10 protein-coding genes and 2 pseudogenes are annotated in these 26721 nt (G+C 69.6%); 11 read left to right on the top strand and 1 reads right to left on the bottom strand.

Going from position 1 to position 26721, the window contains the following annotated elements; translation table 11 throughout:
* Positions 1 to 67: 67 nt before the first annotated feature.
* From AC1RQF_RS03245 to AC1RQF_RS03195, 11 genes and pseudogenes are all read left to right on the top strand, one after another.
* On the top strand, positions 68 to 2227 hold the full coding sequence (locus tag AC1RQF_RS03245; protein ID WP_492871311.1) for a two-partner secretion domain-containing protein: 2160 nt from the start codon (positions 68 to 70) through the stop codon (positions 2225 to 2227).
* Complete coding sequence (locus AC1RQF_RS03240; protein WP_492871310.1) at positions 2224 to 4002, top strand: ShlB/FhaC/HecB family hemolysin secretion/activation protein; 1779 nt, start codon at positions 2224 to 2226, stop codon at positions 4000 to 4002. Before AC1RQF_RS03245 ends, AC1RQF_RS03240 begins: the two co-directional genes overlap by 4 nt.
* Positions 4003 to 4013: 11 nt before the next feature.
* Complete coding sequence (locus tag AC1RQF_RS03235; RefSeq protein WP_492871308.1) at positions 4014 to 4922, top strand: peptidylprolyl isomerase; 909 nt, start codon at positions 4014 to 4016, stop codon at positions 4920 to 4922.
* 178 nt (positions 4923 to 5100) lie between these two features.
* Positions 5101 to 20361 carry a two-partner secretion domain-containing protein gene (locus AC1RQF_RS03230; protein WP_492871307.1) on the top strand — a complete coding sequence of 5087 codons (15261 nt, stop codon included), beginning with the start codon at positions 5101 to 5103 and terminating at the stop codon, positions 20359 to 20361.
* A complete protein-coding gene (locus tag AC1RQF_RS03225; protein WP_492871306.1) occupies positions 20358 to 20816 on the top strand; it encodes a hypothetical protein in 459 nt (152 codons plus the stop codon). The genes AC1RQF_RS03230 and AC1RQF_RS03225 overlap by 4 nt, the downstream gene beginning before the upstream one ends.
* A 331-nt stretch (positions 20817 to 21147) precedes the next feature.
* Positions 21148 to 21996: pseudogene (locus AC1RQF_RS03220) on the top strand (IS256 family transposase); the annotation flags it as partial.
* Between the two features lie 10 nt (positions 21997 to 22006).
* Positions 22007 to 22108 (top strand): annotated as a pseudogene (locus AC1RQF_RS03215) (LysR family transcriptional regulator); the annotation flags it as partial.
* An 83-nt stretch (positions 22109 to 22191) separates the two neighbouring features.
* Positions 22192 to 22617 carry a LysR family transcriptional regulator substrate-binding protein gene (locus AC1RQF_RS03210; RefSeq protein WP_492871346.1) on the top strand — a complete coding sequence of 142 codons (426 nt, stop codon included), beginning with the start codon at positions 22192 to 22194 and terminating at the stop codon, positions 22615 to 22617.
* A 118-nt stretch (positions 22618 to 22735) separates the two neighbouring features.
* Positions 22736 to 23635, top strand: coding sequence for an NAD(P)-dependent oxidoreductase (locus AC1RQF_RS03205; protein WP_492871305.1), 900 nt, complete (start codon positions 22736 to 22738; stop codon positions 23633 to 23635).
* Positions 23632 to 24051, top strand: coding sequence for a DUF2628 domain-containing protein (locus AC1RQF_RS03200; RefSeq protein ID WP_274003731.1), 420 nt, complete (start codon positions 23632 to 23634; stop codon positions 24049 to 24051). Before AC1RQF_RS03205 ends, AC1RQF_RS03200 begins: the two co-directional genes overlap by 4 nt.
* 155 nt (positions 24052 to 24206) lie before the next feature.
* Entirely contained in the window at positions 24207 to 24554 is a 348-nt protein-coding gene (locus AC1RQF_RS03195) for a hypothetical protein (protein WP_274003729.1), read from the top strand.
* Positions 24555 to 24845: 291 nt separating this feature from the next.
* On the opposite strand, the gene AC1RQF_RS03190 is transcribed toward AC1RQF_RS03195, so the two are convergent.
* Complete coding sequence (locus AC1RQF_RS03190; protein WP_274003728.1) at positions 24846 to 26555, bottom strand: glutamine--tRNA ligase/YqeY domain fusion protein; 1710 nt, start codon at positions 26553 to 26555, stop codon at positions 24846 to 24848.
* Between the last annotated feature and the right edge of the window lie 166 nt (positions 26556 to 26721).

The raw sequence follows: 26721 nt of genomic DNA, 5'->3' as shown, positions 1-26721 counted from the left end.
CCGAAAAACACACACCAATAAGCCAAGAACCGAGGGCCCGCTTCGCTGGAAGCGGAGCACGCCGACCATGCTACGCCGAGAATCTTCGGGACGCGCAGACCGCGGGGGCTGTCGCGCGCGTCTCTTGCTGTGCCTGCTTGCCGCGGGCGCGCCGTTTGCCGTCGCCGCGGCCGGCATCGTGCCGGACGGCGCGACGTCGACCCGCGTGTCGGTCGGCGCGGGCGGTCGGGAGATCGTCGATCTCGCACCGGCCGTCGGCGGCGTGTCGCACAACAGCTACACGTCGTTCAACGTCTCCGCCGCCGGCGCGTCGCTGAACAACGTCGGCATCAATGCGCGCACCATCGTCAACCAGGTCACGGGCACGGCCCGCAGCCTGATCGAAGGCAACATCGAGGTGCTCGGCGGCACGCGCGCCAACCTGATCCTCGCCAACCCGAACGGCATCACGGTCAACGGCGGCTCGTTCACGAACACCGGGCACGTGGTGCTGTCGACGGGGCGCGTCGGCTTCGTCGACGAACAGCTCGCGCCCGGTCTGATCCGGCGCGACGTGGTGCTCGACACCGACAGCGGCACGATCGTGGTCGGCCCGAACGGGCTGTCGAGCGCACTGATCTCGCTCGACCTGATCGCGAAGAACCTGCTCGTCGACGGGCCGGTGGACAATACCTTCACCTCGAACACCGCGGGCCTGCGCCTGCTCGCGGGGCGCAGCCGCGTCCGCTTGAACACCGGCGTTTCGCCGACCGACAACGCGAACGAATGGCTCACGCGCTACGCGCCCGGCCCGGTCGAGACCGCGCAGCGCTTCGCGATCGACATCACCGCGGCAGGCAGCCTCACGAGCGGCCGGATGCAGCTGATCGTCACCGACCGCGGCCCGGGCGTGCGCAGCGCGGGGCCGCTCAACGCCTCGCTCGGCGACTTCACGCTCGCGTCGAACGGCAGCGTCGAATTCAGCAACACGCGGATCGACGCCGCGCGCCACGCGCAATTGCAGGTCGACGACGCGATCACGCTGACCGGCGTGCAGTTCAAGGTCGGCGGCGGCCATGCGACCGTGAACGCGGCCGGCCCGCTCGAACTGCGCGGCAGCAGCCTGCTCGTCAACGAAGGCATCAAGCTGGCGGCCGCGAGCATGCGCTTCGGCCCCGGCGCGGCCGGAGAGCGATCGAACGTCGCGTCGTCGACGAGCGGCGTCGTGCTGACGAGCGCAGGCGACATCGTCAACCTCGGATCGATCGTGCAAGGCCAGAAGGCGATCGACGACGAGCCGGCCTCGCGCGGCGCGGTGACGCTGACGGCGAAGGGCAGCATCCGCAACCAGTCGCTGCCCGACACCGCCCTCGGCATCCTGTTCGGCGTCGCGGGCGACGTGTCGCTGACGGCGGGCGGCGACGTGATCAACCAGAACGCGCGGATCCTGTCGAACCGCAGCGTGACGATCGAGGCCGGCGGCGACGTCCGCAACGTGGTCGACCATGTGGCGGGCGTCGGCGACGGCGCGCCTGTCAGCTACGCGGACCGCGGCGGCCGTTTCCTGTTCTTCACGCATCGCAACAGCGGCTTCAGCGTCGACTACGGCGCGATCGTCGATCCCGCGAAGCTCGCCTACATCAAGGCGGACGGCGGCGACGTGACGATCCGCGCCAAGGCGGTCGCCAACCTCGGCGGCTCGATCCTGTCGGACGACGGCGCGATCGACATTACCGCGCGCGACACGCTCGTCACGCAGGCGCTCTTCACCGGCCAGGCGCGTTTCGCGCGCAGCTGCTTCATCTTCTGCCGCTCGAGCGCATCGAGCACCGTGCGCGGGTTCGGCGGCGTGATCGAGGCCGCCACCGACATCACGCTGAAGGCCGGCACGCAGATCACCAATACCGGCGGCACGGTGCTGGCGGTGCGCGCGCTCAAGCTCGATGCGCCGCGCACGCTCGCGCAGGGCGTGCTCGGCTACAGCGCGGTGAACCGCGTCCACGATCTGAAGACCTGGTTCGGCAACCGCTGGGCCGCGATCTACGCGGCCGATACGGGCGGCCTGTTCTCGGGCGGCTCGGGGCAGGTGGTGCTGACGGGCGAGGGCATCGTCGACGGCGGCGTGTTCGGCGCGCCGGGCGGCGTGCATGCCGCGGGCGGCGTCGTCACGCTGCGCACGCCCCGCCGCGAGCGGGTCACGATCGGCAACGGCAACCATCTGGGCCTCGTGTCCTGGTTCGGGCTATGACGCGCCGGCTCGTGGTGTCGCTGGCCGCGCTGGCCGGCATGCAGGCGGCCGGCGCGCAGGCGCTCGGCGGCCTGCCCGCGGGGCTGCCCGCGCCGCGCATCGAGCAGGATCCCGCGCAGCGCCTGCTGCAGGAGCAGCGCGACCGGCAGCGGCGCGACGAGATCGAGCAGGCGCCCACGCAGATCGACGCGCCCGCGCCGCCGCCGCTGCCGAACCTGCCCCTCGACGCCGACGTGGAGACGCTGCCCGACGTCGCGCCGATGTTCACGATCCGGCAGGTCGAGTTCCTCGGCGCGACGGTGCTGCCGCCCGTCACGCTGCAACGGATCGCGCGGCCGTTCGTCGGCAAGTCGCTCGGCCGCAATCGCATCAACCTGCTGCTGCGGCGCGTGACCGAGGCGTTCATCGCGCAGGGCTACATCACGACGCGCGCCTACCTGGGCGCGCAGAACCTGGCGTCGGGCACGCTGAAGATCAACGTGGTCGCGGGCCGGATCGCCGCCTTCACGCTGAACGGCCAGCCGTTGCGGCCGCGCGATCCCGAGCGGCCCTGGTGGCGGCCCGACGGCGGCGGCTGGCTGACGGACGCGGGCACCGCCTGGGCGTTCGGCGCGCGCGCGGGCGACGAACTGCGGCTGCCGGACCTCGAACAGGGCGTCGAGCAGATCAACCGGCTGCGCCGCAACCAGGCCGAGATCCAGATCATGCCGGGCGAGGCGCCCGGTGATTCGATCGTCGCGCTCGCGAACCGGCCGGGCGACCGGCTCTACTACAACGTCGGCGTCGACAACTACGGCAGCACGCAGACCGGCAAGACGCGCTATCGCGCGGGCGTCGAGGCCGACAACCTGATCGGCCTGCAGGAGTCGCTGTCGGCCAGTTTCGTCGGCACGCGCGAGAGCAACGCGATCGTGCTGTCCGCGGCGGTGCCGTATGGCTATCAGACCTTCAGCTACACGACCTCGCTGTCCGAATACCAGCAGATGATCGGCGACGTCGCGCTGCTGACCGGGCGCTCGTTCAGCCAGATCCTCGGCTGGAACAGCGTGCTGAGCCGCTCGCGCAGCGGCCGCACGAGCCTCGACGTCACGTTCGCGAAGACCCGCACCGAGCGCAGCGTCAACGGCATCGACCTCGATCCGCAGAACCTGAGCGTGCTGCGGGTCGCGCTGAACGGCTTGCGGCGCTTCGTCGCGCAGGACCAGGGCGCGGCGGCGACCTGGGAGGCGGGCGTGTCGCAGGGGCTGCCGTGGCTCGCCGCGAGCCACGACGCGCCCGACAGCGGCGTGACGGACGCGCACAGCCAGTTCACCAAGCTCGACGCGACGGCGACGCTGCAGGTCGCGCTCGGCGCGCTCGGCGGCATGCGCTGGGGTTATCGCGGCACGGTGCGCGGCCAGTACAGCCGCGTCGCGCTGTTCGGCAACCAGCAGATTTTCCTCGGCGGCATGGATTCGGTGCGCGGCTTCACCGAAGGCGGCCTCAGCGGCGACAGCGGGATCTACATGCGCAACGAGGCCGCGTGGCAGAACGTGCCCGCGTGGCACGACGCGCGCATCGAGCCGTATGTGTTCGTCGACGCGGGCAAGGCCCACCTCGTCGCGCAAGGCGGCTGGCCGACGCTCGCGGGCGCGGGCATCGGCGCGCGCGCCGCGTGGAGTTTCAGGAAGCAGGTCGTGACGGGCGAGGTGCTGCTCGGGCAGGCGCTGCTGCAGCCGGCCGCGCTCGGCCGGCGCGCGACGGTGCTGCTCGCGACGCTCAACTGGTCGGAATGAGGAGGAAGGACATGGAACACGAGGCACTCCGGATGAAGGACGGACGCGCGCTGCGCGGCTGGCGAGGGATGGCCGGCGCGCTGTGCCTGGCGCTGGGGCTGGCGGCGACGCAGCCCGCGCTGGCGATCCGCAAGCCGGCCGCCGCGCCGGCGGCGGCGACGGCCGGTACGCCGCCGGGCATCGCGGCGCGCGTCAACGACGTGGCGATCACGCAGGCGCAGCTCGACGCCGCGCTGGCGGCCGTGAACCTGCCGGATACGCCGGCGTCGCGGCAGGCCGTGAAGAACCAGCTGATCGCGCGCGAACTGTTTCGCCAGGCGGCGGAGCGGCAGCGCTACGACGCGCGGCCGCAGGTGGCGGCGGCCGTCGAGCAGGCGAAGTCCGCCGCGATGATCGCGGCGTGGCTGCACGATCAGGTCAAGCCCGCGCCCGTCGGCGATGCGGACGTGAAGGCGCGGTACGACGCGGTGGTCGGCGCGCTCGGCGACACCGAATACAAGGCGAGCGCGATCGTGCTCGCGGATCAGGCCGCGGCCGACGCGGCGCTGAAGCAGCTGCGCAACGGCGGCGATTTCGCGCAGCTCGCGAAGCAGTCCAGCCTGGGGCCGGCTGCGGCGCAAGGCGGCGCGCTCGATTGGGTGTCGTTCAAGACGCCGATCGCGCCGGGGCGCACGCAGAACTGGCCGCAGCCGCTCGCCGAGGCGCTCGTCGCACTGCCGCAAGGCGCGCTGACCGCCGCGCCGGTGGTGGTCGACGGGCGTTACTGGATCCTGCGGGTCGATGCGAAGCGGCCGACGCAGGTGCCGGCGTTCGATGCCGTGAAAGACGTGTTGCGCCGGCAGCTGGAACAGGCTGCGCTGGAGAAGGCGACCGCGCAGGTCGTGGTGGATCTGCTGAAGAACGCGCGCATCCAGCAGTGAGGCGAGGTGGAGCCGTGCGGTAGGGCATGAGGGGGCGCGGCGGCAGGACAAGCAGGACAAGCAGAACACAAAAAACAAGCAAGGCCGGCCCGGGGAAAGGGCACCGCGCGCGCCACCGGCAGGCCGGCCGGTTGTCGTGCGCCGCCGGCTCAAGCGGAAAGCAGAGAGCGAGATCAACATGAACGCGTCGACTAGAAACGCATTGCGTCACCTCGAACAGCAGCACGCCGCGCAGCCGCGCGACGGTGCGGCCTTGCCTCGCTGGATCCGCGCGATGGCGCCCGCGCGGACGCGACCGCTTTGGCAGCGCGCGGTCGCGGCCGTGGTCGCGCTGACGATGTTCATGGGGCCGCTCAGCGCGACGGTCGAGCAAAGCCGTCGGGCCGCCGGCCTGCTGGCGGCGCACCGCGCGCCGCTCTCCGACGACGCCTGGCGGGCGCTCACGGATCTCGCCGGCCTGCGGATCCGCTTCGCGATGCAGGCCGCGCAGGCCGCGCCGATCGTCGATCCCGCCGCGCCGATCGCGTTCCGGCCGATGCTCACGCAAAGCACGGGGCTCGGCGGCGGCGTGCCGGTCATCAACATCAGCGCGCCGAACGCGGCCGGCATCTCGCTCAACCAGTATCAATCGTTCAACATCGATCCCGTCGGGCTGATCCTCAACAACAGCCAGATGGCGGGCACCTCGCTGACGGGCGGCGACGTGCGCGCGAACCCGAACCTCGGCGGCCGCACGGCGAGCGTGATCGTCAACCAGGTGACCGCGACGGGCAACGGCTACGCGAGCCTGCTCAACGGTCCGCTCGAAGTGTTCGGCTCGCCCGCGGCCGTCGTGATCGCGAACCCGAACGGCATCACCACGCGCGGCGCGGGCTTCACGAACACGATCGGCGTCACGCTGTCGACGGGCGCGCCGCAGTTCCTGAGCGACCTGAACGGCGCGCGCAGCGATTTCGCGCAGGCGCGCGCGATCGGCTACGACGTCGTGGGCGGCCGGGTGCAGATCGAAGGCAATGCGGGGGTGAACGGCCCCGGCGCGGGCATCGAAGGCACCGTCGGCACGATCGACCTGATCGGCGAGACGATCGGCGTGAACGCGCCGCTGTATGCCGGCAACCGGATCAATGCGGTTGCCGGGCGGCAGTTCGTCCTGCCGTCCGCGTCGGACGCGACGGGCACCACCTACACGACGAACGCGAACGGCGCGCGCAACGCCGCCGATGCGATCGCCGCGGCGAACGGCCGCGCGATCGACGCGACCGCGTTCGGCGCGATGACGGCCGGCCAGATCCAGGTGATCAGCACGGCGGCCGGGATGGGCGTGCGCGCCGATGCGCAGCTGGCCGCGAACGCGGGCGATCTGGTGTTGTCGTCGAACGGCGACGTGTCGATCGCGGGGTCCGCCGCGCAGCAGCAGGCGACGATCCGCGCGAACGGTCAGGTCGAGATGCGCGGCGCGCAACTCGGCGTCGCGGGCTTCACGGTGCAGGCGAACGGCGACGTGACCTCGACGGGCACGCTGCAGTCGGGCGGCAGGCTCGACGTGAAGGCGGGCGGCCGGGTCGCGCTCGCGAACGCGCAGGCCGAGGATGACGTGACGATCGCGGGCGGTCCGGGCGTGACGCTCGGCGACGTGCAGACCAACAAGCGCCTGGACGTGAGCGCGCGCACCGGCGACGGGCGCGGCGACATCCGCCTCGACGGCACCGTGCTGAGCCGCGACGATACGACGCTGCGCGCGGCCCGCGACCTCGCGGTGGCCGGGCAGCTCGGCGCGCGCGCGCTGCGGGCCGAGGCCGGGCGCAGCCTGGACGTGAGCGGGCGCATGCAGACGACGGGCGATCTCGCGCTGCACGCGGCCGGCGACATCGTCACGCGGGGGCCGGTCGCGAGCGGCGGGCAACTGACGCTCGACGCCGGCCGCGACGTGGCGGCGGGTGGCTTGCTGCAGGCCGCGGGCGACCTGCGGGTGCGCGCCGGCAACAATGCGAGCGTGGCCGACACCCGTTCGGGCGGTGTACTGGACCTGTCGGCGCGGGGCGGGGCGGACGGCGGCGACCTGACGTTCAACGGCGTCACGCAGGCGACGGGCGCGACGCGCCTGCAGTCGGCGCGGGATCTGGTCGTGAACGGCACGCTGGCGGGTGGCGCGGCGCTGACCGTCGAGGCGGGGCGCGACGTGACGGTGGGCGCGCAGGGGACGGTGCAGGCGAGCGGCGATCTCGCGCTGACGGCGCAGACGGGCAGCGTGACCTCGCGAGGCGCGTTGACCGGCGCGCGCGACCTGACGGTGAGCGGCGGCCGGGACGTGGCGCTGCTCGGCGCGACGGGCGCGATCGGCGCCGCGCGCGTGAGCGCGGGCCGCGACCTGACGGTGGGCGGCACGTTCGCGGGGCGCGACGGCGCGCGGCTGACAGCCGGGCGCGATGCGGCGCTGGGCGGGACGAGCGCGGTGTCGAAGGACCTCGCGGTCGAGGCGGCGCGCGATCTCGCGGTGACCGGCGCGGCGCAGGGCGCGAACGTCACGCTGACGGGCGGCCGGGCGATCACGCTCAACGACGTGCAGTCGAGCGGCGCGTTGCAGGCCACTGCCCGCACGGGCGGGCTCGCGATCGACGGAACGGTCACGTCGCAGGCGAGCGCGACGCTCGCCTCGGGCGGCGACCTCGCGGTGCGCGGCGCGTTGCAGAGCGCGGATCGGCTGTCGCTGACGAGCGGCGGCGGTCTGTCGATCGACGGCAAGGCGCATTCGCTCGCGACGGGCAAGGTGTCGGCGGCGGGCGCGCTCGACGTGCGCGGCGTGCTTCAGACCACGGGCGCGCTCGATCTCGACAGCGGCGGCGCCGCGACGATCGGCGGGACTGTCAATGCGTTGTCGTCCGCCACGTTGAAGTCGACGGGCGACGCGACGGTCAACGGTCTGCTGCAAAGCGCGGGGCCGTTGTCGGTGACGGGCGGCGCGGCGACCTCGGTCGGCGGCACGGTATTGTCGACCGGCGATCTCACGCTGACGAACACGGCAGGCTCGCTGACGAGCACGGGCACGATCGCGGCCGGCAACGACTTGCGGATCGACGCCGCGCACACGGTCGATCTCGGCAGGCAGGCCACGGCCGCGCAGCGCGATCTGTCGATCAAGGCGGGCGGCGACCTGCGCGCGGACGGCACGGTGACCGCGCAGCGCGACGGCACGCTCGACGCGGGCGGCCGGCTCGGCGGCGGCGGCGCGCTCGGCATCGGCCGGGCGGCGGAACTGCATTCGGGCGGCGACACGCAACTGACGGGCACGCTGCGCGGCGATACGGTCCATGCGCGCGCCGACGGCTCGGCGTCGCTGCATGACGTGCAGGCCGCGTCGGCGCTGACGCTCGATGCCGCGCATGACCTGCGGACGACGGGCGGCGTGGTCGGCAATGCCGAGGTGACGTTGCAGGCGGGCAAGGATCTCGATACGAACGGTTCCATCCAGGCGACCCGCGACCTGACGCTGACGGCGGGGCAGAACCTGAGCGCGACGGGCGCATTGCGCACGCATCAGGATCTGCACGTGCAGGCTGGAAACCACGCGGGCGTGGCGGATGCGCTGGTCGACGGCAAGCTCGACGCGCGCGCTCTGGGCGGCGACCTGAGTTTCAACGGCGTGACGCAGATCGCGGGCGCGACGGATCTCAAGGCCGCGCGCGACGTCAACGTGAACGGCGCGTTGACGAGCGGCGCCGCGCTGAGCGCGGACGCGGGCCGCGACGTGACGGTGGGCAAGCAGGCGACGCTGCAGGCGGGCGGCGATCTCGCGTTGAATGCGCGCGCGGGCAACGTGAGCGCGCACGGCGTGCTGATCGGCGCGCGCGACGTGACGGTGACCGCCGCGCAGGACGTGACGCTGGACGGCGCGACGCGCGTGTTCGGCGAGGGCCGCGTGAACGCGGGCCGCGACCTGACGGTGGGCGGCAGCCTGGCCGGGCAGGGTGGGGCGCGGCTGACGGCGGGGCGCGACGCGGTGCTCGGCGGGACGACCGGCGTGCTGCGCGACCTGACGGTCGACGCGGGGCGTGATCTGGCGGTGACGGGCGCGGCGGTCGGCGCGGGCGTCACGCTGACGGGCGGCGGCGCGGTCGCGCTCAACGACGTGCAATCGAATGCGGCGCTGCAGGTCAAGGCGCGCGAGCGCGGGCTGACGATCAACGGAACGGTCACCTCGCTGTCGAGCGCGGATCTCGCCTCGGGCGGCGACCTCGCGGTGCACGGCGCGCTGCGCAGCGCGGGCGGCGCGAATCTGACGAGCGGCGGCGCGCTGGCGATCGACGGCGTGTTGAGCACGCTGTCGTCGGCGACGCTGAAGGCGACGGGCGACACCACGTTGAACGGCGTGCTGCAGAGCGCGGGGCCGTTGTCGGCGACGGGCGGCGCGGCGACCCGGATCGGCGGGATCGTTCACTCGGGCGGCGATCTCGCGCTGACGAACGCGGCGGGCTCGCTGACGAGCACGGGCACGATCGAGGCCGGCAACGACTTGCGGATCGACGCCGCACAGGCGGTCGATCTCGGCAGGCAGGCCACGACCGCGCAGCGCGACATGGCGATCCACGCAGGCGGCGACCTGCGCGCCGACGGCACGGTGATCGCGCAGCGCGACGGCACGCTCGACACGGGCGGCCAACTCGGCGGCGCCGGTACGCTGGCCTTCGGCCGGGCGGCGGCGCTGCATTCGGACGGTGATACGCGACTGACGGGCACGCTGCGCGGCGACACGGTCCAGGTGCGCGCGGACGGCGCGGCGGCGGTGCATGACGTGCTGGCCGTATCGAGCGCGGCGCTCGAAGCGCAGCGCGATCTCGATCTCACGGGCGCGCTGCGCAGCGGCGGAGGCGCGGCCTTGCAGGCAGGTGCGAACCTCGGCGTGACGGGCGCGCTCCAGACGGCGGGCGATGCGAGCCTCACCGCGACGCAGGGCCGGATTGCGACGAGCGGACCGCTCGCGAGCAACGGCGCGCTCGACCTGCGCGCGGGTACGGACATCACGCTGGCCGGCGCGACGGGCGCGGCGCGCGGCATGACGATCGAGGCGGGGCGCGAGGTCGCCGCGACGGGCGGGCTGACGGTCCTGTCGGGCGATCTGCGGATCGGCGCGGGCAATGGCGCGAGCGTGGCCGACGTCCAGGCGGGCGGCGGATTCCATCTCGACGCGCGTGGCGGCGATGCGCAGTTCAACGGCACCACGGCGGCGGTCGGCCTGACCGAGGTCAAGGCGGCGCGCGACGTGCTCGTCACGGGTGCGCTCGCGGGCGGCGGCGACGGCGCGTCGGCGAGCCATGCGGCGACCACCGTGCGGGCCGGGCGCGACGTGCGCGTGGCCGGCATGCTGGCGGGCGGCGCGCAACTGGGCGTGGACGCGGCGCGTGATGTGAGCGTCGATGCCGCCGGCCATCTGCAGGCGGCGGGCGACCTGACGCTCGCGGCGCGTGCGGGCGGCGTGACGGCAACCGGCACGCTCGCGGGCGAGCGCGACGTCGCGATCGATGCGGCGCGCGATCTCGCGCTTACCGGCAAGACCAGCATCGGCGGCGACGCAACGCTGCACGCGGGCCGCGACCTCGCGCTCGGCGGCACCGTGGCGGGCAAGGGCGGCGCGAAGCTCGACGCCGGCCAGGACCTGACGCTGGGCGGTGCGGTCGGTATCGCGCGCGATGTCGATGCGCAGGCCGGCCGCGATCTCGCGGTCACGGGCGCGTTGCAGGGCAACGCGGTGACGCTGACGGCCGCGCGCGCGATTGCGCTGAAGGACGTGCAGTCGGCCTCGGCATTGAAGGTCGACGCGCGCGGCGGCGCACTGCGGCTCGACGGCATCGTAAACACGCTCGGCGCCGGCTCGCTGAAGAGCGCCGGCGACCTGAACCTCAACGGACAATTGCAGTCGGCGGGCAACCTCGCTACGACGAGCGGCGGCAAGACCACGCTGGCCGGCGCGCTCAATGCGGGGGCCAAGGCCTCGCTCGATGCGGCGGGCGACCTGGAGATCGGCGGCGCGCTGCGCGCGACGGGGCCGCTGCTGGCGAAGAGCGGTGGTGCGCTGAAGGTCGGCGGCAAGGTCGAGAGCGCGTCGAGCGGCGTCCTGTCGGCCGCGCGCGACCTGACGATCGACGGCACGCTCGCCACGACGGACGCGCTCGATCTGACGAGCGGCGGCCGCACCACGTTGGCGGGCTCGGTCAGCTCGCTCGCGGGCGGCGCGTTGCACGCAGCGGGCGACGTCACGGTAAACGGCCGGCTCGATACGCGTGCGCCGCTGTCGATCACGAGCGGCGGCGACACGACGGTCGGCGGCGCGTTGATCTCGGGAGGCGATCTCACGCTGCGCAATGCGGCCGGCGCGTTCACGAGCAGCGGCACGCTGCAGGCGGACGGCGCGTTGTCGATCGATGCGGCGCGCGTGGTCGACCTCGGCGCGGGACGCACCACGGCGCTCGGTGATCTCGACGTAAGCACCCGCGGCAACCTCACGGCCAACGGCACCGTGCTCGCGCAGGGCGCGGGCGCGCTGACGGCGGGCGGCGCGCTGGGCGGGGCGGCGAACCTCGGGTTCGGCAAGGACGCGACGCTGCGCGCAGGCGGCGACCTGAACCTCACGGGCGCGCTGAGCGGCCGTGCAGTGGATGTACGCGCGGAGGGCGCGGCGACGCTGCACGACGTCAGTGCGGCCGGGGCGATGACGTTGGCCGCGGCGGGCACGCTGACGACGACCGGCATGCTCGACGGCAAGACCACGGTCGCGTTGACGGCCGGCCGGGATCTCGCGCAGCGCGGCGCGCTGCAGGCGCAGGGCGATGCGTCGCTGACGGCGCGGCAGGGCCGCGTCGAATCGACCGGACCGGTGACGAGCGGCGGCGCATTGGCGCTGAAGGCAGGTACCGACATCGCACTGGCCGGCACGGCGACCGCCGGCGCGGATACCACGCTCGACGCCGGCCAGGCGCTGACGGTGACGGGCGCGCTGACGAGCCACGGCGGGCTCGATGCGAAGGCGGGCACGGATCTCGGCATCGCGGGCACGGTGGTGGTCGACCATGACGCGACGCTGAGCGCGGCGCGCGACCTCGGCGTCTCGGGCGGGCTGAGCGGCCACGGCAAGGGTCGGGTCGGCGCGGGGCGCGACCTGAACGGCGCGGGCACGATCGCGTTCGCGCAGACGGCAGCGCTGGAGGCGGGCCGCGACGTGGATCAGCGCGGGCTGATCCAGGGGCGGCGCGTACAGGTGACGGCGGCGGGCGGCGCGGCGGTGAAGGACGTTCAGGCCGACGAAACGCTCGCGCTGAGCGCGACCGGCGCGCAGCCGGGCGAGCATGCGGGCGATCTGCGGATCGACGGCACGGCGACGGCGGGCGGTGCGGTCCGCGCCGACGCGCAGCGCGACCTGCAGGTGGCGGGCAAGCTGAAAGGCGGCGCGACGGTCGAGGCGAGCGCGCAACGCAATCTGAAGGTGGAGGGCGCGGTGCAGTCGTCGGCGGACATGACGCTGAGCGCGCGCGGCGGCGACCTGACGGCGACGGGCGGGATCAACAGCGGCGGCGCGCTGGGCGCGACCGCCGGCCAGGACCTGCGGCTCGGCGCGACGACGAGCGCCGTCGGCGACGCGACGCTCGCCGCGGGGCGCGACCTCGATCTCGGCGCGGGGCTGCTGATCGGCGACGCGAACGGCAGCTTGCGCGCCGACCGCGACCTGCGCGGGACGGGGACGCAATCCTTCACGCAAGGCGCGTTCGATGCGGCGGCCGGACAGGATCTCGCGCTCGGCGGGCGCGTGCAGGCGCAGTCGGTGCGTGCGCAGGGCGGACGCGATGCGACGCTGCACGATGTCGCGTCCGCGACGACGCTCGATCTGATCGCGCAGGGCAAGAACGGCGGCGGCGATGCGACGATCACCGGCGAGGCATCGGCGAAGGGCGCGGTGACGCTCGACGCTGCGCGGGATGCACGTGTGAGCGGCGCGCTGGAGAATGGCGCGGCGCAGACCTTGAACGCGCAGCGCGACGTGATCGTGAGCGGCACGACGCAGGCCAAGGGCGACCTGAAGGCGCATGCGGTGACGGGCGATGTCGTGCTGGCGGGGGCGACCACGGCGGGCGGCGCGCTTGCGCTGACCTCGGGCCAGGATACGCGGCTCGCCGGTCCGGTGAATGCGACCGGGGCGACGACGATCGAGGCCGGCCGCGATCTGTTGGTCGACGGCACGCTCGCGGGACAGGCGGCCGGACAACTCAAGGCGGCGCGCGACATCACGGGAGCCGGGGCGATCGGATTCGCGCGCGACGCGACCCTCGACGCCGCGCACGACGTGGCGCTGAGCGGCACGCTGCAAGGCGCGTCGGTTGCGGTGACGGCGGGCAATCAGGCGGGGCTGGGTTCGGTGCAGGCATTGAGCGGCGATCTCGCGGTGCGCGCGCGCGGCGGCGATGCGACGCTGGCGGGCCCGGCCACCGCGATCGGCGCAGTGTCGATCCAGGCGGCGCGCGACGTGCGCGTCGACGGCGCGCTCAATGCGGGAGGCGCGGCGACGCTGAGCGCCGCGCGCAGCGTGACGACGGCCGATGTGAACGCAGCGGGCGACTTGACGCTCACCGCGACGAGCGGCGCATTGCAGGCCGGCAACCTGACGACCCAACACAGCCTCGCCGCGACGGCGGGCGGGGCGCTGACCGTGGCGGGCAAGACCGTCGCGGGCGGCGATGCGCGCCTGGGCGCGGGCGGCGACCTGACGTTGAAGGGCGACATCGGCGCGCAGCAAAGCGGGACGCTGAAAAGCGGCGGGACGTTGACGGCGGCGGCCGTCGCGTTCGGCAAGGAGGCCATGCTCGACGCGGCGGGCAGTCTGAATGCAAGCGGCGCGGTGACGACCAATGGCAAGCTCACGGCGAACGCGGGCGGCGATCTCGCGCTGGGTTCGGTGAACGCAGGCGGCGCGACAGAGCTGCATGCGCGCGGCGCGAACGGCGCGGGTGACGTGCATGTGAACGGGTCGTTCGTATCGGGTGGTACGACACAGGTCACGGCGGCGCGCGACGCGCTGTTCGCGGGGACGGCGGCGAGCGACGGCGCGCTGAGCGTGACCGCGGCGCGCGACCTCACGCTGCGCGACAAGGTCGGATCCGGCGGCGACCTGACGTTGAGCGCGACGCAAGGCGCGTTGCGCGTCGATGGCACGCTGGCCGCGGTCGGCGCGCTGAAGGGCAGCGCGGGCACGACGCTCACGCTCGGTGCGGGTACGCTCGTCAATGGCGATACGAACCTGGCGGCGGGCGGAGACATGCGCATCGGCGGCCCGATGTTCGGGCTGGGCGGCGCAGATCTGAAGGCCGGCGGCGCGATGACGGGCGGTGCGCTGACCTTCGCGAAGGCGATCGACGTCGCTGCGGGCGGCGCATTGACATTCGGTGCGATCGACGGCGCAGGGACGCTCAACGCGACGTCCGGCGGCGACATGAAGCTCGCGTCGGCGAGCGCGGTCGGGCAGGCGACGCTGACCTCGCGTGCGGGCGGCGTGAGCGTGGACGGTCTGTTGCGCTCCGGCGGCGACGCACGCGTACAGGCGGCGCGCGACGTGGCGTTGGCGGGCGGCGTATCGGCGATGGGTGCGGTGGATGTCGACGCGAAGGGCGGCGATGCGACGGTCGCGGGCGTGTCGTCGAATGGCGATGCGCGCATTCATGCGAGCGGCAAGGCGACGCTGAGCGGCACGAGCCTCACGGTCGGCGACCTGACGGTGACGGGCGGCGACGTGGTGATGAAGGGTTCGGCCGGCAGCTCGCGCAATCTGAACATCGAGGCGCAGCGCACGCTCGACGCGGGGGGCGCGTCGCTCGCGGCGTCGAAGCACGTGCAGGCGACCGGCCGCGACGTGACGCTGGGCAGCGTGATCGCGGGTGCGCTCGATGCGCACGCGGACAACCAGCTGACGCTCGTGGGCGAGACCGTCGGCGTGGTGGGCGCGGCAAACCTGACCTCGGGCAACGGCCTGCACAACGCGAGCAAGGTGCTCGCGGGCGGCGGGCTCACGGTGTCCGCGCAGAATCTCGTCAATGCGGAAAAGGCGTCGCTCGCGTCGACCGGCGCGACGACGATCAACGCGACGCAGTTCACGAACGCGGGGCTCGTGAATGGCGCGAGCACCCAGGCGAACGTGGCGGGCGCGCTGAACAATGCAGGCGGCGCGCTGATGGGCGTCGATGCGCTGAAGGTGGAGACGGGCGCGCTCGACAATCGCAACGGCGTGCTGTTCGCGGGTAATGCGAACGATCCGAACGGGGCGATGAAGGGCGACCTGTCGCTGACGATCCGCGGCGGGGACGGCGCGCTGAACAATGCGAGCGGCAAGCTGCTCGCACAGCGCGACATCGGCGTCAACGCGGTGAACCTGACCTTCGATCCGAGCCAGGGGCTGATCAATCAGCGCGGCCAGCTGTCGGTGACGGCGGGCTTCGTGAATATCGGCGGGAACTGGAACTACGGCGGCCAGGGCGTGACGCTCACCGGGCAGCGCGGCATCAACAACGGCGGCACGATGACGGGGACCGCCGGGCTGACGCTGAACACGGGCGGCGGCGCGTTCAACAACTACGGGCAGGTGTCGGGTTGGGACGTGACGCTGAACGGCGCGCTGAACAACGGCGGCGGCGCGGTGATGCATGCGGACAACATGCTTGCGCTGAATGGGAACGTGACAAACCGCGGGACGGTGGAAGCGGGCAACGTGCTGAACGTGTCGGGTTGGGATTACGACAACCAGGGCGCGACGACGCAGTCGAAGGGGGATGTCAATTTCAAGCTGGGCGGGACGCTGCAGAACACCGGCGGGTCGGTGTTCGCGGGGCGGAACGTGAGTATCTCGGCGGGGGCGGTGGTCAATGATCAGACCGCGCCGGGAGCGGCGGTGACGACGACGCGGGACATCGTGGATCCGAATCTGCTGTGGTCGGGGCGGGTCGGGACGATCACGCGATGGGTCGTCGACAGGTCGGGTGGCGGGGATCATGGCTACACCTACTCGGCGCAGCGCACGCTGGATGCGTCCATGGGCGACTTGCTGTCGCCGACCGGATCGACCAGCACGCGATACCTGAATGCATGGGGGTGCACGGAAGCGACTTGCTATATCAAGGGGACCGCACCGGTCGCGGGCTCGGGGACGGTGACGTTCGGCAAGTACGGGGGCGTCTACATGGGAACCAGCAACGGCAACGACGTCGGCCAGGCCAAATGGGCGATCGGCGTCGCGCCGGGCGCGAGCGACTCCCGGACCTTCGTGCTGCCGACCGTCCATGAAACGACGACGAGCCAGCAGCCGGGTATCTCGGGCGTCATTTCCGCCGGGAATGCGATTTCGTTGACGGCCGGCTCGCTGTCGAACCGGGGCGGCCAGATCGCGGCCCAGGGCGACATCTCGTTGAATGTCCAGTCGTTGAGCAACGGCGCCGTGGCGCCGACGACGCTGAATCAGACGGTGCGGTACGTCGACCAGGGGCAATACACCGAGTTCCTGAAGCAGCTGGTTGCGCTGAATCCCAAGGACAACTCGATTCTTGGTCAGATCACCGCGCAGAAAGCGGCGCCCATTTTTGTCCGGGGTACCGGTTCGAGCATGAGCTACCTGCCGGCGTCGGCTTTCCAGATCGACGTCAATAGCGCGGCGCCGAGTTCGACGGGTACGGTCAGTTCCTCCACCCCGACCGGCCTGATCGCGGCCGGGCATGACCTGACGGTGGGCGGCGGCAGTCTCGTCAATGCCGGGATGCTGTATGCGGGACGCGACGTGTATGTGTCGGCGCAGAACCTGTCGAATCAGGGCGGCAACCAGCAGAACCATTCGGGGCAGGTCGGTTGTGCTGCGGGCGTGCCGAGCAGCGCATGCGGCAATGCAGGACAGCCGCGGGGCAACAACCCTGTCACGACGGGCTTCAGCTACAGCCAGAGCGACGCCACGATCTACGCGGGCCGCGACCTCGTGATCGCGGCGGGCAAGGTCGACAACACCTACGGCAACCTGCTGGCCGGGCGCGATGTGGTGATCGGCGGCGTCGGCACGACCGCGAATTCGACCACGCCCGCGCAGACGCTGAACAACACGTCGGGCAACATCATCGCCGGCAACGACATCAAGCTGAACGTGTCGGGCGCGATCACCAACAAGCTGCCGCCGCCCGTGCCGGTGCACGAGAACTACGGCAAGCAGGAGCGCTACAGCGGCTGCATGACCGCGGGCGGCTATAAGGAAAGCTACTGCGAGGGCTACGTCGATCGGCAGTCGGGCAGCACGTCGGTGATCAGCGCGGGCAACACGCTCGACATCAGCGCAGGGTCGCTGACCAACATCGGCAGCCTGATCGCGGCGGGCAACAGCGCGTCGATCGTCGTGGCCGGGCCGGTGATCAACGAGGCGCAGACGCTTAACGCGTACTGGCACTCGCACTGGGTGCAGGAAACCGGAATGTTCAGCAGCGACAAGCGCCATGACATCTGGGCCTGCGGGAGCCCCGAACAGTGCAAGGCGCTGTACGGCAGCGCATACGCGCGCGCGGGCGGCGCGATCGATCCGCCGACGCCGGTCGGCAACATCGCGGCGACGATCCAGGCGCCGAATTTGTCGATCCAGTCGAACGGGCAGATCCAGAACGTCGGCAACGTGATCGGCACGACGGTGGTGCTGAGCGGGCAGAAACTGATCAACGGCATCACCACGCCGAACACGTATACGCCGCATGTGAACGCGCCTCAGCAGGTGATCACGCTGAGCCCGCTGACCTTGCCGGGGTTGAACCTGTCGATTCCGCGCGCGGTGGGCAGCGGTACGCTGCCGACGCCGGTGGCGGGACGGGCCGCGTATGTGAACGAAGGGCTGGGCGGTTCCGCGATCGGCGCGTGGAGCCCGCAGGCGCTGCTCGACAACTTGCCGCCGAGCCTGCAGCCGGGCTCGACGCTGTTCTACTACAACCCGCAGGAAGAGAACCTGCTGTTGCAGCAGGCGGCGTTGCAGCAGACGGGCAAGGCGAGCTTCGTCGACGGGCTGGCGTATGACAGCAAGCACGGCGCGTCGGTGACGGAGCAGGAGAAGGGCTACCTGTATCAGAACGCGGTCGATTATGCGAAGCGCAACACGCTGCAGCTGGGCGCGGCGCTGACGCAGGCGCAGGTGAACCAGCTCGACCGGCCGATGCTGTGGTACGTCGAGCAGACCTTCCCCGATCCGACCTGCACGGCGACCGGGACGGGCGTGTGCCCGACGATCACGGCGCTGATGCCGCAGGTGTATCTGCCGAAGGACATCACGGCGATGTCGGCGGGCGGGAATATCTCCGGGCACGACGTCACGTTGAAGTTCAACCAGGATGGGCAAGGCAGCATCCTGAACACCGGCAGCATCACGGCGGGTGGGACGTTGAGCGTCGATACCCGGACGCTCACGAATCGCGTGAACGAGGTCAATGTCGGGGAGATCTGGCAGAAGGTCGACGGCGGGTATCTGAACACGACGGGGACGGTCGTGCAGCCGGGCGGGTTCATGAGCGCGGCGAACATGGATCTGAATGTGCAGGCGTTGAATCAGATCGGCGGGGCGCTGACGAAGCTCGGTGCGGAGGGTTCGGTCGATGAAGCCGGCACGAAGCAGATGCTGGCGGATCTGCAACGGCAGCTGGGCGGGAATTTTGCCCAGACGGCAGTCGACGATCACCTGCATCAGGATTTCGTGAAGGAAGGCGGCGCGTTCGGGATGACGCAGATCTTCTCGATGGCCGTGGCGATCGCTGCTGCGATTGCGATGCAGCCTTACCTCACGGCCGCGATCGGCTCGATGAGCGGCGCGACTGCGGCGGCGACGGAAGCGGCGTTCGCGGCGGCGCAGCAGGGCTTGACCGGGGCGGCGATCACGGCAGCGGCGAGCGCTGCGGGTGGTTCGCTGGCGATGGGCGGGCTCGCCAATACGATGATCGCGGTGGGGTTGAGCAGTTTTGCTTCGAGCGCGATCGGGCAGTTCGTCGGGACGGGGAAGATCGATCTCGGGTCGAGTTTCCGCAATGGCTTGATCAGTGCGGCGACGGCGGGGCTGACCAATGGCATCACGTTTAATGCCCAGACCGGGATGCCGGGCTTCAGCTTCAACGCGCCTGTAGACGGGATGTCGAGTCTTGCGAGCCTGTCGGGCGTGCAGAACATCGGCAGTTCGTTGGTGCCGAAGGCGGGCGCGGCGGTCGGACAGTTGCCGGCGCAACTTGCGGCATTGGGGGCGAATGCGGCGATTCAGGCGGGGATGGGGTCGCTGATTGGCGGGGAGAGTTTCCTCAACGGTCTGAAGAACAATCTGATTCGCGATGCGGCGGCCGCGGCGGCGTTTTCCATCGGTGACGCAACGGACCCGGGGACGCTGAAGAATATCGCGGCGCATGGCGCGCTGGGATGTGCTGCGGGCGCGGCAGGTGGAGGCGGGTGTGAAAGTGGTGCGCTGGGTGGTGTGGTCAGCGCGGCGTTCACTCCGGACTTCATCAAGGCGATCGATTCGAAGGGGATGCCACTCGATCCGGGGCAGCGGGCTGCTGTGGCTGCGTTTGCGACGTTGGCGGGTGGAGGACTTGCCGGGCTGACGGGCGTGGACATGCAAGGGGCGATCACGGCGGCGCAAAACGAAGCGATGAATAACGCGAGCGCCGATTCACATCTCGCCAAGGTGCTTGAGCACGGAGGGGTGACGGGCAAGCTGTTGCTGGCTGCGTATACCGCTTTGCCATGGCTGCCGGGTAATCCGTTGACGCAGGCTATGAGTTCCACGGTCAAGGATTTGGCAGGTCGGATACCCGCGTCCGGTCATCGTAAACCGACGGCGGATGAGGATATGCTGACGGGGGATGCGGGCAAGAGCGGTAACCCGTTGACGTCGAAGTCCAATAAGGACTTGCTGCTGGAGGGAACCAGGAACGGCTTGAGCGTTGTTGGACCTGTGGGCGGCGGTGGGCCGCTGGCTCCTGGGCCGGGCGCGGTGGCGATGGCCGGTGCGGGGGCGATGTCTCCGGGCGCGGCAGCCGGTGCGGCGAATGTGGCAGGGTATGGGGCGGGGAATACGACGCTCAGTAACGGGAGCGATACAAGTGCTACAAAGGCTGGTGACACCGCGGAGGGAGGTGGCAAGTCCAGAAATAAACCACCGGCTCCGCTGCCAGAGGCGGATGGCTTGCCGCATACAATCGTGGAGCGCCCAGGGGCCGATGGCCAGTACACCACGCATAACGGTGATGGGACCTGGATGCAATATCGCGGCTCTGGACAAGATCACGGAGGCATTCCACGTCCAAATGTTAAGGAGACGAGTGTCAACGTAACACCGGATGGGAGGGTATTTGTGGGGAAAGGCGAGGTCCGGCCAGCTAGGCCAGATGAAATTCCTGCGGGCAAAACGAAATGACTATCGAAAACTGGAAATACAAGGATTTCGTTGCGGCAAACAATGGTCGGTTCACAGCTTTGGATTTTATTCATGCTGTGTCATCGAAAATTGATTTGCCTTATGATTTTGTGATGTGTATTGGGGGTTTGATTTCGCCTGATATGGTTTTGTTTGATGGTGTTGTTGTCGCGTCTAATTGGTTTGATGAAGAAAAATATCGCGAACGTCGACGCACGGGAATGGCGCCAGGTCAGGCGCAGGCTTGGTCAAATTTGGTGGAGATAACAGATATTTTTAATGGCATCTCATTTGAAAGTGCTAAAGAGCTGGCTGGATTTTTGGCAAGGACGTGGGATGGGGTGATTGAATATAAATTTCCTGGTGAAGTGGTTAGATCAAGCATTATTGTCGAAGAGGATTCCTGTGAGGTTTTTGTTACGATTGGGAAATTTTCTGATGAAGGAAATGTTTAGCGGAAATTTGAGAGCGCGGCGTTGCTCTGGTGGCAAGGAAAATGGTTTATATTCATTTGCGATTTTGTGCAGGCTGAACGTGATTCAGGTTTAGTTCCGCATGAAGTTTTTGATGATGAATTTCTAAAGGAAGTCGTTGTCAATTGCGAAGGGAGAGATCAATAGTGCGGAGCACGGCTGTGCGGCTGGTGAGGAATGCAATTTGCCTGGGCTTGGACCCAGAAGCATGATGCTGAAGTCAAATTGCATACCGATTGATGGCATCGGGCCGAGATGCCGGGCCTGTCAGTAATTTCGTGTTCAAGGCATATGATTCTTCCCAGGAGAAGATATGCCTCGCAAACCGAAGACCCCGCGGGTAGAGCTGCCGGCCATTCCCGCTGAACTGCTGGAGCAATTCGGCAGTGGCCCGATGACGGCCGAAGCCATCAATGCCGCGACGCTCGCGCTCAAGAAGGCACTGATCGAGCGGGCGCTGGGAGGTGAGATGAATCACCATCTCGGCTACGCGCCAGGCAGCGCCAAACCGTCCAGCGTGACGAACCAGCGCAATGGCCGTGGTGCCAAGACCGTTCTGACCGAAGACGGCCCGATCCGTATCGAGGTGCCGCGCGACCGCGACGGCAGCTTCGAACCGCTGTTGATCCCCAAACACGAACGACGCTTCACGGGCTTCGACGACAAGATTGTCGCAATGTACGCCCGGGGCATGACCGTGCGAGAGATTCAAGGCTTCATGCTGGAACAGTACGGCACCGAGGTCTCGCCTGACTTCATCAGTTCCGTGACCAACGAGGTGATGGCCGAAGTCACGGCCTGGCAAGCCCGGCCGCTCGAACCGATGTATCCAGTCGTGTTCTTCGACGCGCTGCGCGTGAAGATTCGCGAAGACGCTGTCGTGCGTAACAAGGCCGTCTATCTGGCGCTGGGTATTCTGCCCGACGGCACGCGCGACATTCTGGGCCTGTGGATCGAGAGCACCGGGGGCGCCAAGTTCTGGATGAAGGTGTTCAACGATCTGAAGATACGAGGCGTGGCCGACATCCTGATTGCCGTAACCGACGGGCTGAAGGGCATGCCCGAAGCGCTGGCAGCGGTGTTCCCAGCCACGACGCTGCAAACCTGCATCGTCCACCTGATCCGAAACAGCCTCGATTACGCGAGCTGGAAAGATCACCGTTCGCCTCGGCGTGCCCGAGGACATCGCGATCGGCCATCTCCCGCACGCGCTGCGCCGCTTCGCCACGCTGTTCCCGGACGTCGCCCTTGAAATCGTCGTCGACGCGAGCGGGTTGCTGTCCCAGTCTCTCGTCAACGGCGCGCTCGACATCGTGATCGGCGACCCGGGCCTGATCACCGCGTCGCCCGTCGCGACCTGGCGGCACCCGCTGCACTGGGCGGCGGCCCCCACCTTCGAGCACGCCCCCGGCAGGGACCGGTTCCGCTGGTGGTCTTCGGCGGCATCTGCCGGCCCGAGGAACGCTGGCTTGCCGCGTTGCGCCGCGCGCGCATCGAGTGGCGGGTCGTTTGCAAAAGCACGAGCCTGTCCGCGATGCAGTCGGCGGTCGAGGCGGGCCTCGGCGTGGCGATCCTGCTCGAGCGCAACATCAGGCGCGACACGATGCGTATCCTCGATCCTGCCGCGAACGGCCTGCCGCCGCCGAGCGCGGACTTCGGACTGTTCTGCCTGGCCGACCCCGCCGACGCTCCGCCCGCCGTGCGCGCGCTGCAGGAATACCTGTTTCACGAACTGCGTCCGACGGTTCCGGCCGCGCCGGGCGACGCTGTTGTGCCGATATGACGCTTATCCCGTCGCGCGGCGCCCGGACAACGAGTAAAGTGTCGCAACCGGCGGCGCGGGGCGCGCATCGCATCGCGTCGAAGCGCCCGGCATCACAGCCTTGACGGAGGTGGGAGACATGGAAGTCGGGTTTATCGGCCTGGGTGTCATGGGGTGCCCGATGGCGCTCAATCTGGCGTATTCGGGCACGCCGCTCGTGGTCTGGAATCGGTCCGCCGACAAGAGCGCCCTGCTGCGCGATGCCGGCGCGCAGGTCGCGGCGAATCCCGCCGAGGTCTTCGAGCGCACGCATCTCGTGATCCTGATGCTGGTCAACGACGCGGCGCTCGACGCCGTGCTCGAGCGCGGCACGCCCGCGTTCGCGAAACATGTCGCCGGCCATGTGATCGTCCAGATGGGGACGACCTCCGCGGAGTACTCGCGCGCCCTCGGCGCGGACATCCGCGCCGCGGGCGGCAGCTATGTCGAGGCGCCGGTGTCCGGTTCGCACAAGCATGCCGAGTCGGGGCAACTGGTCGCGATGCTCGCGGGCGAGCACGAGGTGGTCGAGGCCTTGCGGCCGCTCCTGAAGCCGATGTGCCACGAGACGATCGTGTGCGGGCCGGTGCCGTCCGCGTTGCTGATGAAGCTTGCGGTCAACCTGTTCCTGATCACGATGGTGACGGGGCTCGTCGAGGCCACGCATTTCGCGGAACGCCACGGTCTCGACATGGAGCAGTTCCGTGCGGCGCTCGATGCGGGGCCGATGGCGAGCGCGGTCTCGCGCGACAAGACGGAAAAGCTGGTCGCGCACGACTACAGCGTGCAGGTGTCGATCGACCACGCGCTCAAGAACAACCAGCTCGTCACGGCCGCCGCGCGTGCGTCGGGCGTGGCGTCGCCGCTGCTCGACGTGTGCCAGGCGCTGTATGGCGAAGCCATGGCGCTGGGGCACGGCGATGCTGACGTGATCGCGGTGGCGCATGCGATCGAGGCGCGCAGCGATGCCGCGCGCACCGGCGCCGGAGCGGCGAAATGAGCGCGGCGCCGGGCGAGGCCCGCGCGGAAAAGCCGCAATGGCGCGAGCGTTTCGCGTTCTACGATGCGTACGGCGCGCCGTCGTCGCCCGCCTATCGCGCGGCTTTCAAGGCGCTGCCGTTCGGCAAGCGCCTGGGCCTCGGGTTGAACGTCTTCGCGCTGTTGCTCGGCCCGGTCTATTACTTCGCGCTCGGGATGTGGCGCAAGGGCATCTCGCTGCTGTTGCTGGTGCTGGCGATCGGCGCGCTCGAAACCGTGTTCGAGATGGTCACCGGCATCGAGGTTCCGACCGGCGTCGACGTCGGCATCAACGTCGGCTGCACGCTGCTGTTCGGCATCTGCGCGAATTACGCGTATTACCTGAAGGTGCGCGGGCGCGACGGTTGGAATCCGTTCGAGGGCATGCGCCTGATCTAGCGCCGGCGGGGCGTCCCGGGGTCGAATGTAACCAATGGTTAGCGCGCGGCACCGGTTGCGATGTGACGCATCAGTTCTTACAAAGTGGAAATATGCGTTGGGGCGGCTTGCCGTTATAGTCGAATCACCAACGCATCCACCAGAAAGGGGAGTCCATGAAGACCTTGCGTGTTGCCTCGCTCGCGACCGGTATTGCTGCCTTGCTCGTTTCCGGCGCCGCCATGGCTGGCGTCAGTGTCGGGATCAACCTCGGCGTGCCGGCGCCCGTTTATGTCGCGCCCGCGCCGGTTTATGCACCGCCGCCGCCGCCCGTCATCTATCAACCTGCGCCCGTCTATGCGCCTGCGCCTGTCATCGTGATCGGCTGGCATGGCGACCGCTACTGGGACGGCCGCCGCTACTGGGCGCGCGACGACTGGTATCGCCATCATCCGCCGGGTCGCGGCCGCGGTCCGGGCTGGGATCATGGGAATCATGGGAATCACAACGGCTGGCGTCACTGAGCGCGCACGCGCGCCGGCGTGAGGCCGGCGCGGCGTGCTCGTGCAGGGCAGGGAGGCTGCATCGTCTTGGCGAGGCCGCGTCCGCGTAGCGGGCGCTTGTCGCGAGGCGATCAGGAACCGGGTTTCGCAGCATGCGGGCCCGGTTTTTTTATGCTCGTGCGGTCCGCCCCATGGTCTCGGCGCGGCATGTGTCGATCGTCCTGCGTCGCGCATCGCCCCCGCACGATGAAAAACACCCCGGCGGCGGGCTTGGGCGCCCGCGGCCGGGGTGTTGTCGTCCCGTGTAACGCGTCAGGCGGGCTTGCCCCAGCTGTCGCGCAGGCCGACGATCCGGTTGAACACCGGCTGGCCCGGCTTCGAATCGATGCGATCGGCGACGAAGTAGCCGTGGCGCTCGAACTGGTAGTGCGCTTCCGCTTCGGCGTCGCGCGCGCCCGGTTCGAGATAGGCGCGCACGATCTTCTTCGAATTCGGATTCAGCGCTTCCAGGAAGTCGCGGCCGCCCGCGTCGGGATGCGCTTCCTTGAACAGGCGGTCATAGATGCGCACTTCGGCTTCATACGCATGCGGGGCGCTCACCCAGTGGATGTTGCCCTTGACCTTGTAGGTGTTCGCGCCGTCGGTGCCGGACTTGCTGTCCGGGAAGTACTGGCAGTGCACCGCCGTGACGTTGCCGTCGGCATCCTTGTCGAAGCCCGTGCATTCGACCACGTAGCCGTAGCGCAGCCGCACCTTGTTGCCGGGGAACAGGCGGAAATAGCCCTTCGGCGGCGTTTCGACGAAATCCTCGCGCTCGATCCACAGCTCGCGCGACAGCGGGAACGTCCGCAGGCCGCGCTCCGGATGGTGCGGATGCACGGGCGCCGTGCAGTCTTCCGACTGGCCTTCCGGATAGTTGTCGATGATCAGCTTGAGCGGGTCGAGCACGGCGACCGAGCGCGGTGCCTTCGCGTCGAGATCGTCGCGCAGCGCGCCCTCGAACACGCTCATGTCGATCCACGAATCGACCTTGGTCACGCCGATCCGCTCGCAGAACAGCTGGATGCTCTCGGGCGTGAAGCCGCGGCGGCGCACGCCGACGATGGTCGGCATGCGCGGGTCGTCCCAGCCGTCGACGTGATTCTCGGTGACGAGCTGCAGCAGCTTGCGCTTGCTGGTGATCGCGTAGGTCAGGTTGAGCCGCGAGAATTCGATCTGTTGCGGCAGCGGGCGGCTGAAGATGCCGGCGTCGGCCAGTTCGTTCAGCACCCAGTCGTACAGCGGGCGATGATCCTCGAACTCGAGCGTGCACAGCGAATGCGTGATGCCTTCCAGCGCGTCCGAGATGCAGTGCGTGTAGTCGTACATCGGATACACGCACCACGCATCGCCGGTGCGGTAGTGATGCGCGAAGCGGATCCGGTAGATCACCGGGTCGCGCATGTTCATGTTCGGCGACGCCATGTCGATCTTCGCGCGCAGCACGTGCTCGCCTTCCTGGAACTCGCCGGCCTTCATGCGGCGGAACAGGTCGAGGTTCTCCGTGGGCGTGCGGTCGCGGAACGGCGAGGGCTTGCCCGGCTCGGTCAGGTTGCCGCGGTTCGCGCGCATCTCGTCGGCGCTCTGGCTGTCGACGTAGGCCTTGCCGCGCTCGATCAGCAGCTCGGCGAACGCGTACAGCTTGTCGTAGTAGTCGCTCGCGAAGTACTGGTGGTCGGCCTCGCCGTGCTGCCAGTCGAAGCCGAGCCAGCGGACCGCGTCGACGATCGAGTTCACGTACTCGAAGCTTTCCTTTTCCGGATTCGTGTCGTCGAAGCGCAGGTGGCAGACGCCGCCGTAGCTGCGCGCGACGCCGAAGTTCAGGCAGATGCTCTTCGCGTGGCCGATGTGCAGGTAGCCGTTCGGCTCCGGCGGGAAGCGGGTCTCGACCCGGCCGCCCCATTTGCCGGTGCGGTTGTCGTCGTCGATGATGTTGCGGATGAAATTGGATGCCGCGGGGACGTCGTTGCGTTCGGTGCTCATGCGGAATGAAAGGAAAGAGGGGAGCGATGCGCGTGCCGCATCGCCGCAATTCGTCAATTCTACCTGACGGACGAGACTTCTGAGGAGCCCGTGCGCCTTGTCCGGCGGGGCGCGACGCGCGGGCGGCCCGGGGGGGGGGGGGGGGGGGGGGGGGGGGAAGAGGGGT

The sequence above is a fragment of the Burkholderia sp. GW821-FHT14F03 genome (assembly GCF_058803765.1).
Note: the sequence above shows the minus strand (reverse complement) of the source record. Positions and strands in the feature narration are given on the sequence as shown.

Excerpts from the sequence above, each read along its gene's own strand:
- AC1RQF_RS03245 (WP_492871311.1), top strand. The coding sequence starts at position 68 with ATGCTACGCCGAGAATCTTCGGGACGCGCAGACCGCGGGGGCTGTCGC.
- AC1RQF_RS03240 (WP_492871310.1), top strand. The coding sequence starts at position 2,224 with ATGACGCGCCGGCTCGTGGTGTCGCTGGCCGCGCTGGCCGGCATGCAG.
- AC1RQF_RS03235 (WP_492871308.1), top strand. The coding sequence starts at position 4,014 with ATGGAACACGAGGCACTCCGGATGAAGGACGGACGCGCGCTGCGCGGC.
- AC1RQF_RS03230 (WP_492871307.1), top strand. The coding sequence starts at position 5,101 with ATGAACGCGTCGACTAGAAACGCATTGCGTCACCTCGAACAGCAGCAC.
- AC1RQF_RS03225 (WP_492871306.1), top strand. The coding sequence starts at position 20,358 with ATGACTATCGAAAACTGGAAATACAAGGATTTCGTTGCGGCAAACAAT.
- AC1RQF_RS03205 (WP_492871305.1), top strand. The coding sequence starts at position 22,736 with ATGGAAGTCGGGTTTATCGGCCTGGGTGTCATGGGGTGCCCGATGGCG.
- AC1RQF_RS03200 (WP_274003731.1), top strand. The coding sequence starts at position 23,632 with ATGAGCGCGGCGCCGGGCGAGGCCCGCGCGGAAAAGCCGCAATGGCGC.
- AC1RQF_RS03195 (WP_274003729.1), top strand. The coding sequence starts at position 24,207 with ATGAAGACCTTGCGTGTTGCCTCGCTCGCGACCGGTATTGCTGCCTTG.
- AC1RQF_RS03190 (WP_274003728.1), bottom strand. The coding sequence starts at position 26,555 with ATGAGCACCGAACGCAACGACGTCCCCGCGGCATCCAATTTCATCCGC.